The sequence below is a fragment of the Paenibacillus glycanilyticus NBRC 16618 genome, assembly GCF_004000805.1.
Lineage (GTDB): Bacteria > Bacillota > Bacilli > Paenibacillales > Paenibacillaceae > Pristimantibacillus > Pristimantibacillus glycanilyticus.
Genome location: NZ_BILY01000063.1, coordinates 1 through 19608 on the forward strand (window position 1 = coordinate 1; position 19608 = coordinate 19608).

At 46.0% G+C, this 19608-nt stretch carries 10 protein-coding genes; all 10 read right to left on the bottom strand.

Annotated features, from left to right (window positions below; all coding sequences use genetic code 11):
- Window positions 1–189: 189 nt before the first annotated feature.
- Window positions 190–4533, bottom strand: a complete 4344-nt coding sequence (locus PGL01S_RS29315; protein ID WP_164775630.1) for an Ig-like domain-containing protein — start codon at window positions 4531–4533, stop codon at window positions 190–192.
- A gap of 267 nt (window positions 4534–4800) precedes the next feature.
- Window positions 4801–6009: a methionine adenosyltransferase gene (gene metK / locus PGL01S_RS29320; RefSeq protein WP_015847319.1), complete on the bottom strand. Its 1209-nt coding sequence runs from the start codon at window positions 6007–6009 to the stop codon at window positions 4801–4803.
- Between the two features lie 269 nt (window positions 6010–6278).
- The gene (locus PGL01S_RS29325) at window positions 6279–6554 is read right to left on the bottom strand and encodes an alpha/beta-type small acid-soluble spore protein (RefSeq protein ID WP_127499058.1); all 276 of its coding nucleotides are present in this window, start codon (window positions 6552–6554) and stop codon (window positions 6279–6281) included.
- 114 nt (window positions 6555–6668) lie between these two features.
- Entirely contained in the window at window positions 6669–7169 is a 501-nt protein-coding gene (locus tag PGL01S_RS29330; RefSeq protein WP_127499060.1) for a hypothetical protein, read from the bottom strand.
- Between the two features lie 110 nt (window positions 7170–7279).
- The gene (locus tag PGL01S_RS29335; RefSeq protein WP_127499062.1) at window positions 7280–9361 is read right to left on the bottom strand and encodes a hypothetical protein; all 2082 of its coding nucleotides are present in this window, start codon (window positions 9359–9361) and stop codon (window positions 7280–7282) included.
- A 204-nt stretch (window positions 9362–9565) separates the two neighbouring features.
- Complete coding sequence (locus tag PGL01S_RS29340) at window positions 9566–12106, bottom strand: S-layer homology domain-containing protein (RefSeq protein ID WP_127499064.1); 2541 nt, start codon at window positions 12104–12106, stop codon at window positions 9566–9568.
- 527 nt (window positions 12107–12633) lie between these two features.
- Window positions 12634–16569, bottom strand: a complete 3936-nt coding sequence (locus PGL01S_RS29345) for an S-layer homology domain-containing protein (protein ID WP_127499066.1) — start codon at window positions 16567–16569, stop codon at window positions 12634–12636.
- 407 nt (window positions 16570–16976) lie between these two features.
- Window positions 16977–18113, bottom strand: coding sequence for a glycosyltransferase family 4 protein (locus PGL01S_RS29350; protein ID WP_127499068.1), 1137 nt, complete (start codon window positions 18111–18113; stop codon window positions 16977–16979).
- Between the two features lie 105 nt (window positions 18114–18218).
- Window positions 18219–18980 (bottom strand): WecB/TagA/CpsF family glycosyltransferase, encoded by a 762-nt coding sequence (locus tag PGL01S_RS29355; protein ID WP_127499070.1) that lies wholly within the window; start codon window positions 18978–18980, stop codon window positions 18219–18221.
- Between the two features lie 7 nt (window positions 18981–18987).
- Window positions 18988–19608, bottom strand: a 621-nt coding sequence (locus PGL01S_RS29360) for a polysaccharide pyruvyl transferase family protein (RefSeq protein ID WP_174806622.1), incomplete at its 5' end; no start/stop codon positions are given.

Below are 19608 nucleotides of genomic sequence, written 5' to 3' on the forward strand. Positions count from 1 at the left end.
TTTTACTACCAATAAGACCCTTGCAGGGTCTTATTACGCTGCAACCCCACCATTTTCTCGCTTCCGTCAGCCATCCCGGTAAATAAGACCCTCGCTGGGTCTTATCACACCATAATCCCCACTGGCCCAGAAGACAGAAATAGCCCCGCCGCTGCGAGAATATCGCTGCGACGGGGCTCAAAATTTAAATCATCCTAACAGATCTACATATTCGAGCAAGCGTTTGATCATAACGATCGCTTCGGCGCGAGTAGCGTTTTTGGTTGGGCCGAAGGTGGTTTCGGTCTGGCCGGTGATAACGCCCATATATACGGCTTTAGCCAGATCGCTTTTCGCCCAGGACGCTACTTTCGTCCGGTCGCTGAATTTGGACAGGTAAGTCGTTTCCGACTGTGGAAGCGAGATCGTAACCGCAGCAGCCTTTGTCGCGCGGGACATCATTACCGCCATCTCCTGGCGGGTAATCGGGCTGTTTGGCTTAAACGTACCGTCGGTATTGCCCATTACGATGCCAGCTTTGGAAGCAGCGCCGATATAAGCGGCTGTAGCGGTTCCTCCTGCTACATCCTTGTACTTCGAAGCATCGCTCCGGCTTCCGGACAAACCGAGGCCTCGAACAATATAAGCCGCGAATTCCGCGCGGGTAATTGAGCTTTGCGGATCAAACTTCGTTGTGGATCCCGAACGTCCTTCGATAATGAATTTGTTCGACATCATCTTGATCGTTGAACCCGCCCAATGCGAGCCGATATCGGTAAACTTCGATGAACCGCTGACCAGAGCATAAGAGCTGTTGCCCTTCCGCTTGAACGATACCATATTCGTACCGTTCTCCGTCGAGAATGTGGTCGGTACGTACGACAGCTTGCCGGTTTGCGGATCCAGCCATACCACTGCACTGTTCGTAGCATTCACGGACGTCAGAGACTCAAAGCTCCGTTTCACATAGCCGCCAAATTCCGATAGATTCTTTTCGGTCGTCCCATTCACGACCGAGGTCTCGAAAGTGATCGGCGTCGACAAGAGCGATGCTCCTGCTTTGCTGATCGCCGAAATCAGGCCGCTGGTGTTCGAGTTAGAACCTTTTTCAATCTTAATCAATAGGTTGCCTGTGGTAGAGCTGGACCCGATCAGGGAAGCCATACTCTTAAAGGCCAGTGAGCTAAGCGGAATCTCATACGAGCTTGTTCCGTACTGTACGACGAAGGACGATCCGTTACTGGAACGGTAAGCCGTCTCCAATACCGTTAACGGAACGGCCACAACTGCCGCTCTCTCGGAGCTTGGCACCTGGAAAACAACGCGCGCATCGCTGATTCCCGCGCTTCTTGCTGACGTATAAGCGGTAGAAAGCTTATCTGCTTGGATCGTATAACGTGTAGTCGTATAGCCGGCAGGCGAAATATCCGATGTCTGCGTGGCCATTGATGTCGTTAATCCAATACCTCCACCGCTTGCTTCTTCATAACCGCCTGGCAGCGAATCAATAAGCGTCGTCTGATTGGCTACCGTCACATTTGTAAAGCTGTTGATAACCGTGCCGTCAGACGTGCGCAGGCTGTTAGTAGAAGTCGCGTAGTAAGTTACGGTAACCGCATCGCCAACGCCTGGCGCTTTGGCGAGGGTCAATACGACGGTATTGCCGCTGACGGTTATATTAGTAGCCGGGTCCGCCGAATTATTAACCTTCACCGAGAAGTACGCGGAGGAAGGTACATAGGAAGAGCTGAGCGTTTTCCAGAAGGACAAGGTCAATTTGGTTCCTTTGACAACCGCCCCGTATAACCCGGTATCCGAAGACGAACCGTTTCCTACCGAAGCCGTTGCATTCGTAAAGGCTGCCGCTTCATTGCCGGACAAATCAGCCACAGCTGTGTATAACTTGGAATAAGACACCTTCACCGATGAACCGGATGGAATATCCGGACTTACCGTAAGAAGGACCTGTGAACCAGAGACGGATACTTGCGTTACGCTGCGCAGCGAATTGTTAACAAGCACGCTGTACTGGCTGGTTGACGGTCTTCTAGCTGAATCCAACGCTTTATTATAAGTAATAATGATGGACGAACCGTAAGCGTCAATGGTTTGCACCGTCGGCAGCGATGTATCTATCGTGCTTGATAAGGAATAATTGCTGAAATTGCTTACCTTGTTGCCTGCGGCATCCTGCAGCGGGTAAGATCCGGCGCTGTAGGATACTCTAACGCTCGAGCTTGAATCGATTGAAGTATTCACAGCTAGGATAACTTTATTTGCCGTGCTATACACAGATGTTGGCGTGTAATAGTTACCCCCAACATAGACGCTGAATTGTGAATAAGCATAGCTGCTGACAGAAGCCAGATTTTTCGAGAAGATTAGAGTTATGATTCCGCCTGCAGCGGTTCCTCCCGTCAGCTGAGGCAGGGTTGTGTCCACAGCGGTAGTTGCCGTCTGGGAAGCCAGACTAAGCGCCTGATTGCCCGAAAGATCCCTAATTCCCAGCGTTGCAACCGAAGGCTTGGAATACGACAGCTTTACTTGCTGCCCGTCTACGATGTTGCTGGACAAGGTCAACGTAACCTTTGGTCCGGATACCGAAACCCCAATTACGGAGCGGTATGCTCCGTCAACCGTGATATAGAAGCTTCCTGCCGTAGGAATCGAATTCTCCATCAGATCTTCGTTATAAGTCATCACAATCGTTGATCCGTTAGCTTCCAGCTTCGATATCGCGGGAGGAGTCGTATCCCCGCCAAGCGTCTTGAATGCCCATTGATATTCATTCTGAATACCGTTAAACGTATTGCCCGCAAGATCGGTTACCGCATCCGGGTCAATAACGACATAATAAGCCGTTCCTGCCTGCAGAGCCTGGTTTGGCGTAATAATGAGCTTCTTGTTGTTCAGCGGATCTACGGAAACCGAAGTTCCTACCGAAGGTGTCGCGCATTGACTGCTGGTACTGCTCACGCACTGAATCCAGATCTGTCCGCCGCCCGGTTGTACGGCTTCGCTAAACGTGGCGGACATAGTCCCCTTGGGATCAGCCGAGGTGGAACTATTAGCCGGTGAAGTTGCGACCAAGGTCGGCTTCACATTATCTTGCGTAACCGTAAATCTCCAGCTGGATGAACTCGTTAACCCATCATAATACAATCCTACACCGTCTTTAAAAGCACGGCTTCCGACGGTGACGTAGTATGCCGTATTATTCACAAAAGCTTTTGCGGCCTCGCCGCCGTAAGCGCTTGTTGCGTCGATGGTAATCGTGTCCGTACCGCCGCCGGATACCCGGCCCGAAGTAACCGGAATGGAGCGGAACAACGTGCCGCTTGTTACCGTACGGATCTCGATCGTGCCGCTATCCTGGAAGACAGGCTCCGTAAACGTTAATACGAGCTTGCCTGTTGTAGCGGTTAGAATACCGCCTGCTGTTGGCAAGAGGCTTTTAAGAGCCGGCTTGGTTGTATCATTGCCATACCCGGTTGTAAAATTCCACGCCGCAGCATTAGCAATTCCCGGGAACGGATAATTAAAGCCCGAATCCGTCTCGACAAAAGCTCCTGCATCCACAAGCACATAATATGAGGTATTCGCGTTAAACCTAGGACTTGCCGGCAAATTAACGGTTGCTGTCGCTCCCGTAATCGCCACTTGAGACGAGCTTGTTTTGATTCTGGCAAAAGTCGTGTTGTTCTTCACGTCTCTGATTTCAATATACTTTTCGGCCCCGGCCGCAATGTTATGGTCAAACGTCATGGTCAACTTATCCGTCAGGACAGATACAGAGGTCGCATAATTGGCGGGCGTAACCGTGACGATATTAAGAGGAGCAAGATCCGTACGGAAGCCCCAGCTTACATAAGAAGCTCCGCCCAATTCCATCGCATTGCCCGCAGCGTCCTGAAAAGCAGTTCTAGGGATCGTAACCGAATAGTCGGCGTTGGAATCCAGCGGAGTATTTGGCGTAATCGTGATGGTGCTTGTACCGCTGCCTTGCACCATGCTTGAGGTTACCGGAATATTTTTCGTATCCGTTACGCTGCTTAGCGTCACGCTGCCGCTTGCCGCATAGACAGGCTCGTTAAACTGAAGAATCACTTTACTGTCCACGGCCACTTTGGTTGCGCCCGAATCCGGCGACTTCGCAAGGATCGACGGCCCCGTTGTATCAACAACCGCTGCCGTTCTGAAGTTCCATGTTGTCGCACTGGAAATACCGGCATAATAAGCACCGTTAGATACGTTGGCAAAAGCGCCGTAATCAATCAACACGTAATAATCCGTATTTACATTTAAGATGGCATCCGGATTAATGGTTGCCGTGCGGCCTGTCGCATCGAGTCTGATTTTGTAGGAAGACATTGGAATGCTTTCGACAATATCGCTTGTATTATAGTTATAAATGGTAATAACGGCTGAATCGGCGCCTTTTGTAACGGCCTCATCAAACGTCAGCGTCAAATCGCTTGCAGGCGTAACCCCAATTGCATTATCCGCTGGACTCATGCCTACAACGATAGGTCCGCTTGATGCAGCTTGTGCCACGCGAGTGTCCCCTGACCAACCCGAAAGAACGAGTTGGAGCACTAATAAGACAGCTATCATGAAACTTAATCGGCTTCGTACTAACATTTCCCGCAATCACTCCCCAGCTAAATACACTTGTACCCTATTTGTCGGCAAATCAACTTGAAAAATTTAGGCTAACTAGGTATTAGTCGAGGATCAGTGCGAAAAGGTTGCACTTTCCAGATAAAAAGAGCAAACAAAAAGCCCCGAATCCGAAGATTCAAGGCTTTGATGTGAAAGCAATTATTTCGCAGCAAGTGCGTCTGCTTTAAGGTTCTCTGCTTTGTCCACGCGCTCCCAAGGGAGATCCACATCCGTACGGCCGAAGTGACCGTAAGCAGCGGTTTGAGCGTAGATTGGACGGCGAAGGTCAAGCATTTTGATGATGCCTGCCGGGCGAAGATCAAAGTTCTTTTTGATCACGTCAACCAGAAGCTCTTCGGATACTTTGCCAGTGCCGTAAGTGTCAACGTTGATCGATACTGGTTGTGCTACGCCAATGGCATAAGCCAATTGGATTTCGCATTTGTCAGCCAGACCTGCGGCAACGATGTTCTTAGCTACATAGCGAGCTGCATAAGCTGCGGAACGGTCAACCTTCGTTGGATCCTTACCGGAAAATGCGCCGCCGCCATGACGTGCATAACCGCCGTAAGTATCAACGATGATTTTCCGGCCAGTCAGACCAGCATCGCCTTGAGGACCGCCGATTACGAAACGGCCTGTAGGGTTAATGAAGTATTTCGTTTGCTCATCGAGCCACTCAACAGGAACAACCGGCTTAATAACATGCTCAAGGATATCCTTTTGGATTTGCTCCAGCGAGATTTCTTCCGCATGTTGAGTCGATACGACGATTGTGTCTACGCGAACCGGTTTACCGTCCACGTACTCGATTGTAACTTGCGTTTTGCCGTCCGGACGCAGGTAGCCCAGTGTATCGTTCTTACGAACTTCGGACAGGCGGCGAGCGATGCGATGCGACAATGCGATTGGCAAAGGCATCAGTTCAGGAGTTTCGTTCGTAGCAAAACCAAACATCAGGCCTTGGTCACCGGCACCGATATCTTCGTTTTCCTTCTGAACGTCTTTCCCGTCGCGGCTCTCAAGCGCAGCGTTAACGCCTTGCGCGATATCCGCGGATTGTTCATTAAGCGATGTCAACACCGCACAAGTGCTGGAGTCAAAACCGTATTTTGCACGCGTATAACCAATTTCTTTAATCGTACGGCGAGCAATAGCGGAAATATCGACATAATCAGCACGGGAGCTGATTTCTCCAATAACAAGTACAAGACCAGTTGCAACCGAAACTTCGCAAGCTACGCGAGCGTAAGGGTCCGCTTCCAGAAACGCGTCCAGAACAGCATCCGAGATTTGGTCACAAATCTTATCCGGGTGGCCTTCTGTAACCGATTCCGATGTAAACAAGTGACGACCTTTTACAGACATCCGTATCAACCTCCTACAGCTAGTATGAAATAAGTGCAGACATCCTACACAAAAAATGAACCTTTTCCCGTAGGAAAAGGTTGTTAGACAACTCTCTAAAACAGTATAATACCGAAAATGTCGCTTGGTGTCAACGGATACCAATTTTTGATAAAATATAAGTTTCCGGATTAAAGTGAAAACGGCTCCGCCGTCCTTAGGCGGCAGAACGCGTTTCATCCGGACCATTCTAAGCCATATATATAAGAAGAAATTTATTCGCTTAGAATTTAAACGTAGCCGTTTAACACTTTTTCGGCTTGGGCAACAAGACGCTGCGTAATGCTGCCACCGATCGAACCGACATCGCGGCTTGTCACTTCCCGCCATTGAATGCGAGTACCGCCGCTTACTCCGCCAAGCTCGTCCGCAAACTCTGTGTCAGCACCTACGCTCACACCATGAGAAGCAAATAAGCCAAGTTCAGCAGCAAGTTCATACTTCATTTGGTTTAACGCTTCCTTACACTCCGGTACAACCACTCTGTTGGAAGAACGACGACCCATAATAAGAACACCTCCATTTATATTAGGAACGTGGCTTTATTGTGTGTCCTTCCGGGCGGTTTAAAGCGTATAACTTATTTACTGTACGGGTAAAATGTTCTATAACATCCAAGCTTATTGAATAACATAGCTGCCGCGTACCAATACAGTCAATGAACCTTTATAGGTAGGAGCAGTAGTAATACCACGTCCTGCGCGCGGGAACAAAATGTGATGGTTTGCCGTGATCGACTTGCCGTTGGTTAAATCTTTGCCATCCGTCAAATCCGCAATACCATTCGCGTCCGTACTATATACAACGGCTTTACCTGAACGCACGACTACCTCGGTACCTTCGTTCGCAATGAGGATTTTACCGTTAGGGACAGACACAACTTCAAGCTTTGCGCTTGTGCCGCCTGTTTCCGGCTGCGTTGTTCCGCCTCCGTTAGAACCTGAACCAGCCTTGGCAATCTGTTCATCCACATAGCTCTTGGTTACAACTGGATCATCGGCAGAACCTGGCACAGCTGCATTTGATTCCGCTTCAAGGGTTGTCGGCCAGTTCACCCCAGCAATAATGCCTGCTCCTACTAGAACAACAGCGAGTACAATCCGTAGTGCATACTTCTTCAATTTCGACAAACTCCTTTCTTAACGCAATTACGCAAAATTACGCAAACAAATCTAGTATCTTCTATTAAGATACTAGATTTGAATGGGATTAACCAGTTATTTCTGAACTATTAATGTTCTCCGTCTAGCCAATTGATTAGAGAAGAGAAACTAATATCTTTGGAGAAGAGCTTTTTCTTGCTGCCGTTTACGGTTTCGTAGACGTTTAAGGTGTATTTATCCCAATATTTATTTTCCGCAACTTGTTTATTAAAGGAATTATAGTTATCTCCTAATTTCCAAGTCAAGCTGTTTTCTGACTTGCCTTCAAGATTGATACTTTGAGTCCACAGTACATCTCCAGATGGCTCGTATTCCAATTCCATTGTCAGCTTGGATTGTGTAAATCCGTCATAGCTGTAATCACGTTGCACTTTGCTGCCAATGTCAAACTCCAGTGTATCAGCATTTGCATATACGTTGAAATAGTTGAAATCAATGTTATATGGACCAACTTTTAGAGCATGATTATTTGACAACTCAGTATTCTCAGTTGGTAAACCGAACAATACACCACGAATGTAGCCTGTTGGAGTGCCCGTTGTACCTTTGATTAGACCATTTGTGTCAATTGCCTCTCCAAGTAGCAGTTGCAACCCATCACGGCTAACGTTACTAGGAAGCTGCGTATAAACTATAAGCTGTTCTTTATTTCCAGGTGTTATGGGAGTGGCCGTTTTTTGAATTGTTGCATCATAGTAATTACCTGCTGTAGATTTGAAGTATCCAGTCCACTGTGGCATAACCTTACTACGCGACTGATTATTTGTTACATCCATAAATACCGCGTAGGTATCGGAAGTATCACCTTTGTACGTACGAACATCTGTTACTTTGACACTCATTTCAGAGCCTATCGACTTTTGTGTATATACCTTGCCTGCTTCAATCGAGTAAATGTCTGTAATCGCAGATTTTGTTACTTCTGCTACTTGAACATTATCTGTGCCGGACTTCTCGTCCAATTGAAGCTCAAATTTTTTCCAATTGTAACCGTAGGGCAGTTTTCCGATGAAGGTTACGGTTGTAGAGGCTCCTGGTGCTAATCCGATATCACCAGCATTCTTAACGGTCTGACCATTAATCGTAATGTTCTCGTCCAGCAGCATTGTACCTGTTAGTTCAGGTAACGGCAGATAAACAGATTCTTTATTTTTAATCAAGAGTTTTGCAATCACATTATCATCATTACCCCACGGCATACGTTGTACGGATTGCAATTCTACCTCATAAGTTCCTTTTTCATCAGTGAAGGTTTGCTTTGCTGTACCCGGTTTTGTATCCAACGAGAAAGGCACCATAAACGATGCTACGGGCAGTTCAACCTGACTGCTATCCGTTCCTAATTTTTGAGTGATTATCAATTTCCAGCCAGATGTCGATACGGTGTTTGGAATCGAACCAATCAATCGGATGGAGTTAAGTACAGCAGGCTCAAGCGTTAGGTTTGAATCCGAAGTGTTTTTTAGCTTCAACTTGTACAAGCCACTAGATGTTTTTAAGTAGTAGTTAAATTCAGGAATGGCTACTCCGAACTGACTAGTATTACGAGCGACAAAAGATAAGTTTATATTGTAGTTGTCCTTTGTTTTGGAAACTGTATTTTGATCAATCCGCATGTTTACGTTAGAACTGCTGATTTTCACCGTTTTGTAACCACCAAGCTTAATATCATTATTATAGCCGGTAGGGAATGTAAATGATCCAATGGTTTTCTCATAACCAGAAACCGAGAAATCGAATTTCACGAAATTAAGAATGAGCTGATCAAGAGTAACTTTCGATCCTACCGCACTATAAAAAGTGAGAGTTGTGCTAGCCTTCGGGCTGATCGTTTTCTTGCTTGCCTTGTCTAGCAAAGTTAGAGTATATTTTGTTCCACTTGTCGATTTCAAGCGTGCCCAGTAATCTACCAGATTAATAGCTGAGCTATCACCATTATAGAATTCAAAGGTGAAGCTAGCCGTTGCACCATTGGCACTCGGAACTATGCTGGCATCAGTCAACTGCACAAACGAAGCTTTCGTTACGTACACCTTCTTGTTGACAAAAGAACTTGATGCAGCGAAAGACACTGGTATCGCACTGAGAAGCACCACAAAGGCAACGAACAGGGATACAAGCATAGTCGATCGTTTAAAGCTTTTCCGCATTGTCACATTCACTCCGTATAATTAGATTTACTTAAATAGACGAGAATGAAGCCCTATTAGTTTCGGCACATCTCAAAAATGTTTACTTCGCCTATATCCATAACTATATCGAATATATATGAACACCATGTGAACATGTCATTAGAAAACAAAAAAGAAAGCTGAGAGCATATGCTCTCAGCTTTCTTGCATTGATGGGTAATATTAGTTGTGGTAAACAACTACAACCACACCAGCTTCTTTGAAGTTGTTTCCATAAGTGTCCTTACCATCAACGATAACCAATTGGTATTGGCCTTTACCAGTACCGTAGTTACCCGATACTGTGTCAGCTGCAACACGTACATCGTTGAAGTAGCCAACTGCCAGACCAGTATCATCAGCGTTGATGTTGTAGAACTTAGTATTTTCAGTTACTACATAAGTAGTACCACCAACACCAGCCAATGTAATTGTTTTCGCTGATGCATCTACAGTAGGAGCATTTGCAATCAGAGTTTTGTGGTTTGCAACGCTCACACCAGCAGTCTCATAGTATGCATTTTTGCTGTCTTTATCAACAAGTGTTACAACATCGTACTTGTTCACACCAGTAATTGGTGCTTCAACTGCAAATGTTTTCTCCTCATTGTTAATGTTGAGGGTAACATAGTAAGCTGTACCAGAAGCACTATTAACCGAAGATTGGTTTACAAACAGGCCTTGAACTTGTGGCAATTCAGCTACTGAACCTTGGGTAGTTACAACTACAAACTTAGCAGTAGCACCTTCGTTGCTAACTGTTACATAGTCACCAACTTTAACATCAGAAGCTGCCAATGTAGCTACAGTGGAATCAGCATCTTTATCAGTTACTTTGAGGTATACTGTATTGCCGTCCAACACGTAAGTCGATGTAGCATTAGTGCTATCTTTCAGAGTAATTCTAGTTCCAGAAATGGAGTCTACTTTTGCCAACTTAGCATCAGCCAGTTGTTTAGGGTTTTTAACTTCAGTGATATAACCATCTTTGAATGTAAGTTGTGCGATCGAGTTATCTGTCAAAGCGCCAACAACTGCAGTTTCTTTCGTGTAAGCAACTTTTTTAGTCGAATCTTTCAAAGAGTAGTACACGATTTTGTAGTAGTCATCTGTAGACAATTGGTTGTCAATAAGAATTGGTGCACCTTTTGTAGCAACAGTGTAAACTACATAGTAGTCAGTAGCAGTAGCTGCAGTAGCTGCTTTGTACGCAATAGCTTTGCTATCTTTATTCAGATAGAATGTGTACTCTGCGTCAAGCGACAACTTAGTCACAGAATCAAATGCTGCTACATAAGTTTTACCGCCAACTTTAACTGTGAAGTCAGTACCAACTTTACCTGTTGCTTCTACTTTACCAGTTACAACACTACGTGTAGCAACTACTTTAGTAGCCAGGCCAGCTTTATTCTTAATAACGTCAATGATATCGTCAGCTTTAAGATCAGCAAGCGTAGCTGCTTTGCCATCCAAAGTAACCGAAGTAGTAGCATCAACTTTGAACGAACCACCGGAGCTATTAATTACACTGTAGTTAGTGTAAGCTACAATGTCACTAATTTGAGCGTCAGGAATCCACTTAGTCACAAGGATTGCTTGAACATCGCCAGCTGCGTTCAGAAGCAGTTGTACATCAGTACCATCAGTATAGGTTTTTGTATCGAAGTCTGTTGGGTCTGTATTTACAAACAGAAGTGCTTTATCAGCAACTTTATAGTCTGTAGTAGACGCCTTAGTACTCAAAGAACCATCATTAAGCACTTGATCGCCCTTAAGTGTAGTGGAGACGATTTTTGTAGATGCTTGATTATCAGTTACAGCAAGGACCTTACCGTCTTTGTTCTTCAGAACAGTTACGGAATGACCGATCAAATCAGTCAATTTTTTACCGCCAGTGATGAAGAAGTTATCCGCAACAGCCACATCGCCACTAACGAAGGAAATTTTTCCATCAGTTACAGCAGTTACATCAAGAATTTCCGAAGTGCTTGTGCCAAGTTTGTTGATCAGCAATTGTTCAACGTCTTTAACTTTAACGTTGGAAAGATCACCGTCAGCATTGTATTGAACAAGGTTTGCACCTAGTGCATTTTCTGCCAGTTCTGCAACAGTACCGCGAGTAGCGTTAGTACCATTCGCCATTCCAACGCCGCTGAACAGACCCACTTCGTCAGCTTGCAGCAATACGTTGTAAGGCCACGAACCGGACAGGTATTTATCTTTGTAACCCAATGCACGAACCAAGATCGCAGTTACTTCTTCGAACTTGATAGTGTCGTTAGGACGGAAGTTACCGTTGTAACCTTGGATGAAGCCTTTAGCTGCAGCAGCGTTGATGTAACCAGTGTACCAAGCGCCTTTTTTAACGTCTTTGAACGAAGGAGCTGTGTTAGCCATCAGGTTAGCAGCGCTTTCGTTGCCTGTAGCAACGATGACGATTTTTGCCAGCTCAGCGCGAGTGATCGTGTTGTCTGGTTTGAAAGTGCCATCAGCATAACCATTGATAATACCCAGAGCAGTAAGAGCCTCTACTGCAGTTTGTACCGGTTTGCCAACTACGTCAGATGGAGTAGCTGCAAATGCAGGAACTGCCAAAGCGGAAAGCATGGAGCCAGCGAGTGCCAGCGAAAGTAAACTTTTTTTCATAACCTTTTTTTCTCCTCCTCTAAATACCTTCGGTTGTTGAGAGTTTTGTTTAGAAAATGAATTGCTCGTTTTTCTCATAGCCGATTCACCCCCTTCCCCGAGTTAAGAGCATAAATTAATAAATTAATATAAATGATGTCTGCTTCCATGCTTCAACCCTATGTAAGAACATGTCGCAGAAACTCGTAAACCTACGAAAAAACCATATAAATATATTACTAGAGAAGACCTACCACTTAACATTATACAATGGGCTACTCACAGCGTAAAGAGGAAGTTGAGAAATCATTCCACTTACAGGAATAATAGTAGTCCCAAGGTACTACATGCCTCGTTTTTGCAATGTCATGTAATTAAACGCACAGTAGCTCAAAAAGTTGCGCTCAGTTCAAAAAACTTCTGAGATTTTTTTTCGATTCGGTTGTTTATGTATTGTTACCCTTCCCTAGGTATGTACTTAGTATAGCTTGGCCTATCAATCTCGTCATTGCAAAACATTTTCCATGGATAAACTTACTTTAGAAAATATTGCTTTAGAAATTAATAGTAATTAGTAAAAATTAATAATAGAGCAGACCGGCCAAGAGCCGATCTGCTCTGCCTCATTAATTCGCGTAAATTGCTGGCAATGTTTTGTTGCTTGCCATAACTTTGGCCATTATGATTGCTGCATCACTGCGCAAAAGTCTGGCTCTAGGTTCAAATACATATCCTGCCTTCTTATCATTCGGATCAATCATTGAACCCTGAATGAAGCCTTTCTTTTGAATGGCAAGAATGGATGGGATGGCGTAATAATCCGTATTCCCCGAATCTTTGAAAGCTTTATCCAAAGCTGCTTTTGCTTTAGCTGCATTGGTCTCAAGCTTCAGGTTAAGCGCCTTAGCAAGGATAACCGTAGCATCCTGACGTGTCAAGCTTGAATCAGGCTGGAAGCTTTTAGGTTGTGTGCCTCTTACAATCCCGGCTCTTGCTGCTGTTTCTATAAACCGATAGTCATAAAGTGCTTTAGGATTAATGTTCGTATCCACAATGACATCGCTAAAATGCTGCGTTCCCGCATAATTCAGAGGAATGTTGAGCGCCTTAACAATCATTCGCGCAAACTCGCCACGGGTCACATATTGGTCAGCTCCAAAGATACCGGTTGGATCTGAAGCGTTCATAATCCCTTTGGAGAAAATGGCTTCCATCGCTTCACGGGCATAAGGATGATCATTGATGTCGTTATAACCGTAAGTAAGCTTGCTTACCACATAGTAACCGAATTTGCTGAATGGAACTTTAATCGTATGTTTCTTCTCATCAACTGTACCGCCGATATTCTCCCACAAATCTTCTACGGGATCGTAACGGAATACGGTCACGGCTGTACCCGCTCCCTGCGCGATACTTGGATCATAGGACAATGTTAACGAACCAATCTGAGAAGGAACAACTTCTCTATTGTTGTTGCGTCTTAGGAAGAATTGCTTATCCGGATCCCCCTGTACCAAAGGATACGGATAAGGATCTAATCCCGTCGTGATAGGGTCATATCCAGATGTGCTGTTATCATCAGCTTGTCCACCGTCTATCCAGAACAGCGGGCTGACTTTAATAAACCGTTCAGAGAAGTATTTGCTCATAATGTAACTACCTGTTTGATTTTCCAGCCAGAAATCCGCAGGCTGTTTCCGATATTCATAACGATTGACAATACCGTCAGTTGGATTGGCAATCCCGAACAGCAGTTGATTACCGCTGTAAATCTGGCTGGAGTTGCTAGCCGTCGAATTATAAGAAGGACGGATCAGCTTTGTATTCTTAGGAAAAGTAAGGGCTACGCTACCATTAAAAGCCTTGTGTGAAGTCGCCATTGTTTCCGTGTACTGAGCTCCTGGAATATTAGCAGGCTGATAGTTTACTTTAAGAGTATCGGTAATCTTGTCTTTACCTCTCATAATGACAATTGGGATAGCTGTTTCCTTATTCTCTTTCAATCCCGTTACGCGCACCTTAAACGATTCAATAGGCGTTGGATTAACCGGATCATTAGAATAATCCAAATAATTAACTTTCTTCGCGGCGATCTTGTTAATAGTCATCGTTTCCGCGCCAGGCGATGTGATAATAACATCCACATAGTTCTGATTCAGATTACGCTCTTCCAAGACTGGCGCGAGTACCGTATAAGGGATAGAGATCGGATCCACCTGCAGACGATACGTCGCACGGGGACCGGTTTTGCCTGTATTAAATACGGTAATCAGATAAATCTGCGAACTTCCGTCATCCGGAACTTCCTGATTGTCCAAGATAAAATAGAAGTACTTGCCGTTCACGTCATAGAATACTTGCAGATTCGGTATCGTGTTATCTTGACTTGGCGTGCTTGGATTTATAATTTGAATTCGTGTGCCGTTCGACACCAATGTGAATTCCTTCGACAAATCCCATTCGATATCGCTCTTAAAATTCGGAGAGCTGATTTGCAAAATGTAATTGGTTTGGGATCCACCCAAAGCCGTTACTTTACCCTGGATAAGATCCGGTCTTTCGCCCAGGTCAAGAAAAGCAAATGTACCATATACCTTCATTTGAGCTTCCTTCGTGGAGAAGAAGCTTGATACCTTTGTAAAATTCGGATCGTTGGGTAAAGGTTCATTCCTGCTGATGCTGTATGGATAAACCCCATCCGTATTCGGTGCTGGAATAGTAGGTAAATTAGTCGGCACGATATTAAATTTGACTGTATTCTCGTAGTTGTTCTTCGCAGTGGTGAATACAATTCGAATCGTATTCTCGCCCGTCTTATTCAAAATATTAAAGGCAAGTTCCTCGTCTGAAGGATCTATCATGAATTGAGACAAGGATGAATTCTGAGTCAAACCGATTGCAACATTGTTCAAGTAGAAATACACGGTTTGCGGCTTCGTTGAAGTTGCCTGTTTCGAATATACGATGTCACTCTCATTAGCTACGTTGGAGAACTGTCCTGCAAATTTACCTAGTTGACTAAGCAAAAAGGTCTTCCCTGCATCATCGCCCAAAGTTGTATCATACTTAACAACTAATCCATCATAAATACTGTCGTACTTCGCAAAAGGACCATACAGCAGTTTCACCGCTACTTGCTTCATGCCATCCTTATCACCGTTCAACATAAAATACAGATTCTGCGTGCCAGCAGATGGCATCTTGGATATCTCCATAAATATGCGAAGGAAAGGGCGCGATACTCCATTAACATTGCGGTAAACAACCTGTTCAAATCCTAGCTGACGGAAACCGTCCGTTAACTTAACGCCCGACGAGTTCGCGAGGCTCATAATATCCGTATAAGAACCGCTTAAAGAAGAATAGTTGCCGATTAGAACTTCAACCCCCATGGGGAGCGCGAAAATATTAGCGTTTTCGATATCCGTACCAACAAGCGACTGAAGCTGCGATGCCTTCGTACTCATATCGGACGTATACCCATTCAAATAATTGACGTCGTAAATATAAGGCTTGGTACTGTTATGAAGCTTGAACGTCAACGTATCGGACTGTTCGGTCTGCTTTTTTACAACGTTATAACCTTTCAGATTAAAAGTGTAATTTTTTTCAGCAGTAAAAGCGTTAATACTTCCAAGGTTCGCCGAGAACTCGACTGTAATAAATTTGTCCGTTGGTTTGTATGTTACCGCATCCGGCGTAGTTCGGGTTACGGTAATCGTCGGAGTAGTCGTAAATTGAGCGTCAGGTGCGAATATAAACTTCGATACAACATCGGCTATATCCGAAACCTGCTGAACAGGAACAATCGCTTTACCTGTTAGTGATAACGAGCCAGTACTACTCGTATCAACGGAAAGATCCGGTCCTTGAGAAAGGTCAGCCGTAGTGGTCCCGTCTGTCAAGTTCACATCGTAGAAGGTAACGCTGCCGTTATAGAAAGCAAGCTCTCTTGTCGTTTCGATCGTCTGACTTTCATTCGAGACACGAATCGTGACAATGTTTTTACCCGCCTTGATATTGAGCGGAGAGGCGATAAACTTATAATCTCCCGAGTCGGAAACCCGATATTCGTAGCTCTTGCCATTCATGACAACAACAACCTTCGTTGCATTTGGCGCTACACCGCTGATGGAAATATCTTCACTATCTTTGCCTTCCGACATTGGAGATTGAAGAATCGTTGTTGCATCCTCCAGAATGCTATATTGAACGCCGCGGATATTCGCAGTCAAGTCATATAACAACGGGTTATCTCGATATTCGATATAAATGGATTCGGTAACAGTTGACGTACCGTATATCCCTTTGAACGTAATCTTGTTCAGACCCGGATAAAGCTCCAAGTTAGTCACAGTGAGATTATTACCAGTCAGTTTGATGTTGGAAGTCTGATTCTCAATACTTTTAACTGGAGCTTCTGTCGGATCGTTCCTCTTAATATTGTAGACACTATAGCTGATCGAGTTGCCTACAACACTATTAATCGTACCCGTCAGTGTGACGTACTTATCGGTAGTCATACGTGCATCCTTAGCTGCGTACATCTCGTTGTTGAACATAAAATACGTCCCCGCGGCCGATGCTTTGTGCGGTGTACTAAACGGCGGCAGCAGCGTAATTAGAAGCGCCAGTGACAGCACAAGGGATAATAGCTTTTTCAAAACGATGTTCCTCCTTTATGTAATGGCTGTTAGCGTAATGAATAAATGAACGATCGACGGTTCCAACTGGTTGACATTGCAATTAGAGGTCGATTGTAAATAAAGCTGTATGTCCCGATTTCCTTCCTCCCTCACACTCTTCGGCTGAAGAATAGTTCTGTACCATTGTTATCGGTCCGCCAGCCCTAAAATGTTAGTTCATTTGGCAGATTGGAATGATAAAGAAATTTTAATGATGGCATGAAAAAAAGGGCTGTCCTAAACGGACAACCCTTTGATCTTACTTGTATGAGAGAATAGCTTAATTATTTCGAGCTTCTTGCATCGACTTTCGAGCGAAGCATGCGGTTCAAGAAGTTAATAAGCGGACGACGCGACTTGTCTACGATACCGATAAGCTCCGCGCCAATCTGAAGGCTGAAGATCACCAGACAGATCACGATAAACGTAATCCAGTTCGCGGAGGACGATTGCACGACGGTGGATTGCAGAACCGCAAATCCGCCGAATACCGCAGCCACGCTCCAGATGATAAGAACGGTCTTGCGATGGCTGAAGCCAATTTCTTGCAGACAATGATGCAGATGTCCTTTGTCCGGCGCAAAGATCGGGCGCTTGTTCACAAGACGACGGATGATCGCGAAGAATGTATCGGACAACGGTACGCCGATGATAAGCAGCGGAGTTACGAACGATACGATCGTAATCTGCTTGAAGCTCGTCATCGAGAGCATCGCCAGGCAGAAGCCCAGGAACAAGGAACCGGAGTCACCCATAAAGATTTTGGCCGGATGGAAGTTGAAGTACAGGAATCCAACGATACCACCCAAGAGCAGAACGCTGAGCAAGATAATCGGCACATTGCCCATGATGATCGCCATCACGAGGATGGTACCGATCGCAATAGCGGATACGCCGCCTGCCAGCCCGTCCAGACCATCGATCAGATTGATCGCGTTCGTTACGCCCACGATCCAGAAAATCGTGATCGGAATGGAGATCCAGGCTTCAATCGGCTGCATCGTTGCGCCAAACGGCACGTTCAGCAGGTCGATCTTCACTCCGAAGCCGAATACCACGACGCAAGCCGCAGCGATTTGCGCTACCAGCTTCACCTTGGCCGACAGCTCGAAGCGGTCGTCAAACGCGCCAATGAGGATAATCATCGTACCGCCAACCAGAACGGCGCGGATCAGATTCTCTCCCTCATGGTTCAGCAATCCGTCCGGAATGAACGGCATCAGAATGAGAAATCCGACTGCGAAAGCAAGATAGATCCCGAGACCACCCATACGGGGCATAATCCGCGTATGTACTTTGCGGTGGTTCGGTTTATCGATCGCTCCAATCTTGAAAGCGAATTTTTTAACAAGCGGTGTCAAAACTAGAGCTATTATTAAAGATAAGATAAATCCTAATGTGTACAGTAAGCCTGCTGGCATATTGTGCAGCTCCCCTTTTTCTATCTACCGAAGTGAATTATACTCCGACAGAAGAAGAAACTCCAAATCCCGTTTTCACTTATTTTCAACGGTTTTGGGAGGTTATTACGTAGTAGGGCGTGGTTTCTTGACGTTTTCTTTATCGCGAACCACTTTCACGACGAATTTCGGCAATACCATCATTCTTGGCAGCCTTTTCGGCTCCTGTAATAACCGGTAAAACCACTCCAAACGCAGCTTCTGGAATAGCAATGGCGCTCTTTTCAGCTTGCCTGCAATAATATCGAAGCTTCCTCCAACTCCCATAATAAGCGGGACTCCAAGCTGCTTCTTATATTTGGCAATCCAAGGCTCCTGCGTATCCGCGCCCCGTGCCACAAACAGTAAATCCGGTGCTGCCTGCCGAACCGCTTCGATTACTTCCGCATCCTGTTCAGGACCAAAGTAGCCGTTGCGGCAGCCTACGATGCGAACCTGCGGATATTGCAGCTGCAGCTTCTCGGCCGCCGCTTCAATAATTTCCGTCGATGTGCCAAGCAAATAAGCTGTCCATTTCCGTTTTTCGCCCTCTTGCATAAGACGATGCAACAGGTCAAAGCCCGTTACGCGTTCTGTCACCGGGGTTCCCACATAATTGGCCGCCCATACGACTCCCGCACCGTCCGGTACGATAAGCTCGGCTTTTCTCATCATCTTGTAGTAATCCTGGCTTTCGACAGCCGACATTACCATAATCGGATTAGCCGTAATGACATGCGTCTGGCGCTTGTGTTCAATTGCTTCTGTTAGATATTTGACCGTCTCGTCCATGCTCATCTTGGAGAATGGAATTCCGTAAATCGGCACCGTTGGAACTTGTTTCGACAAGTGAAAATCACCTCGATATGGTATGACGCAATAACTGCGCAATTTGTTGCGCTGGCTGCTGCGATTGTTGTCTTAATCGTTCGATCGCTTCGCGATGCTCCTCTTTCCAGCCGTTTGCGTCGTCCAGCAGTCGCTGGGCGCTGTCCGCGAAAACGATTGGATCAAGCTGTTCGGTCGTGCCAACCGGCGTTAGACCAAGACGGTGAAGGAACTGATCGATCTTCGGATCGTACGATAAGCCAAGCATCGGAACCATCTGGTTCGCCGCGTAGATGAGCGCGTGAAGGCGCATGCCGAACAGCGCATCGCAGCGGCTTACCTCCAGCAGCATTTGCTGGGGATCGTCGCCAGGGGCGGTCAGCTCAGCCGAGCTTCCGCCGGCCAGCCTGCCGCTGAGCCGTTCCATGACCACCTTCGATGCTTCCGCATCGTCGGGGGTATGGAACGGAAGGAACCGCAGCCGCACCGGGCGGCGGCTGGCAAGCTCGGCCAGCGCGTCTGCCGCGCGGCCAAGATCGGCGCCGTCCTTGCGCCAATTCCGCAAGGACACGCCCAGCACGGGCACAGCCGCGGCTTCGCCTGCAGCGGCTGCAGCCCGCCCCGCTGCCGCGCCAGCCGGCAGCGGCAG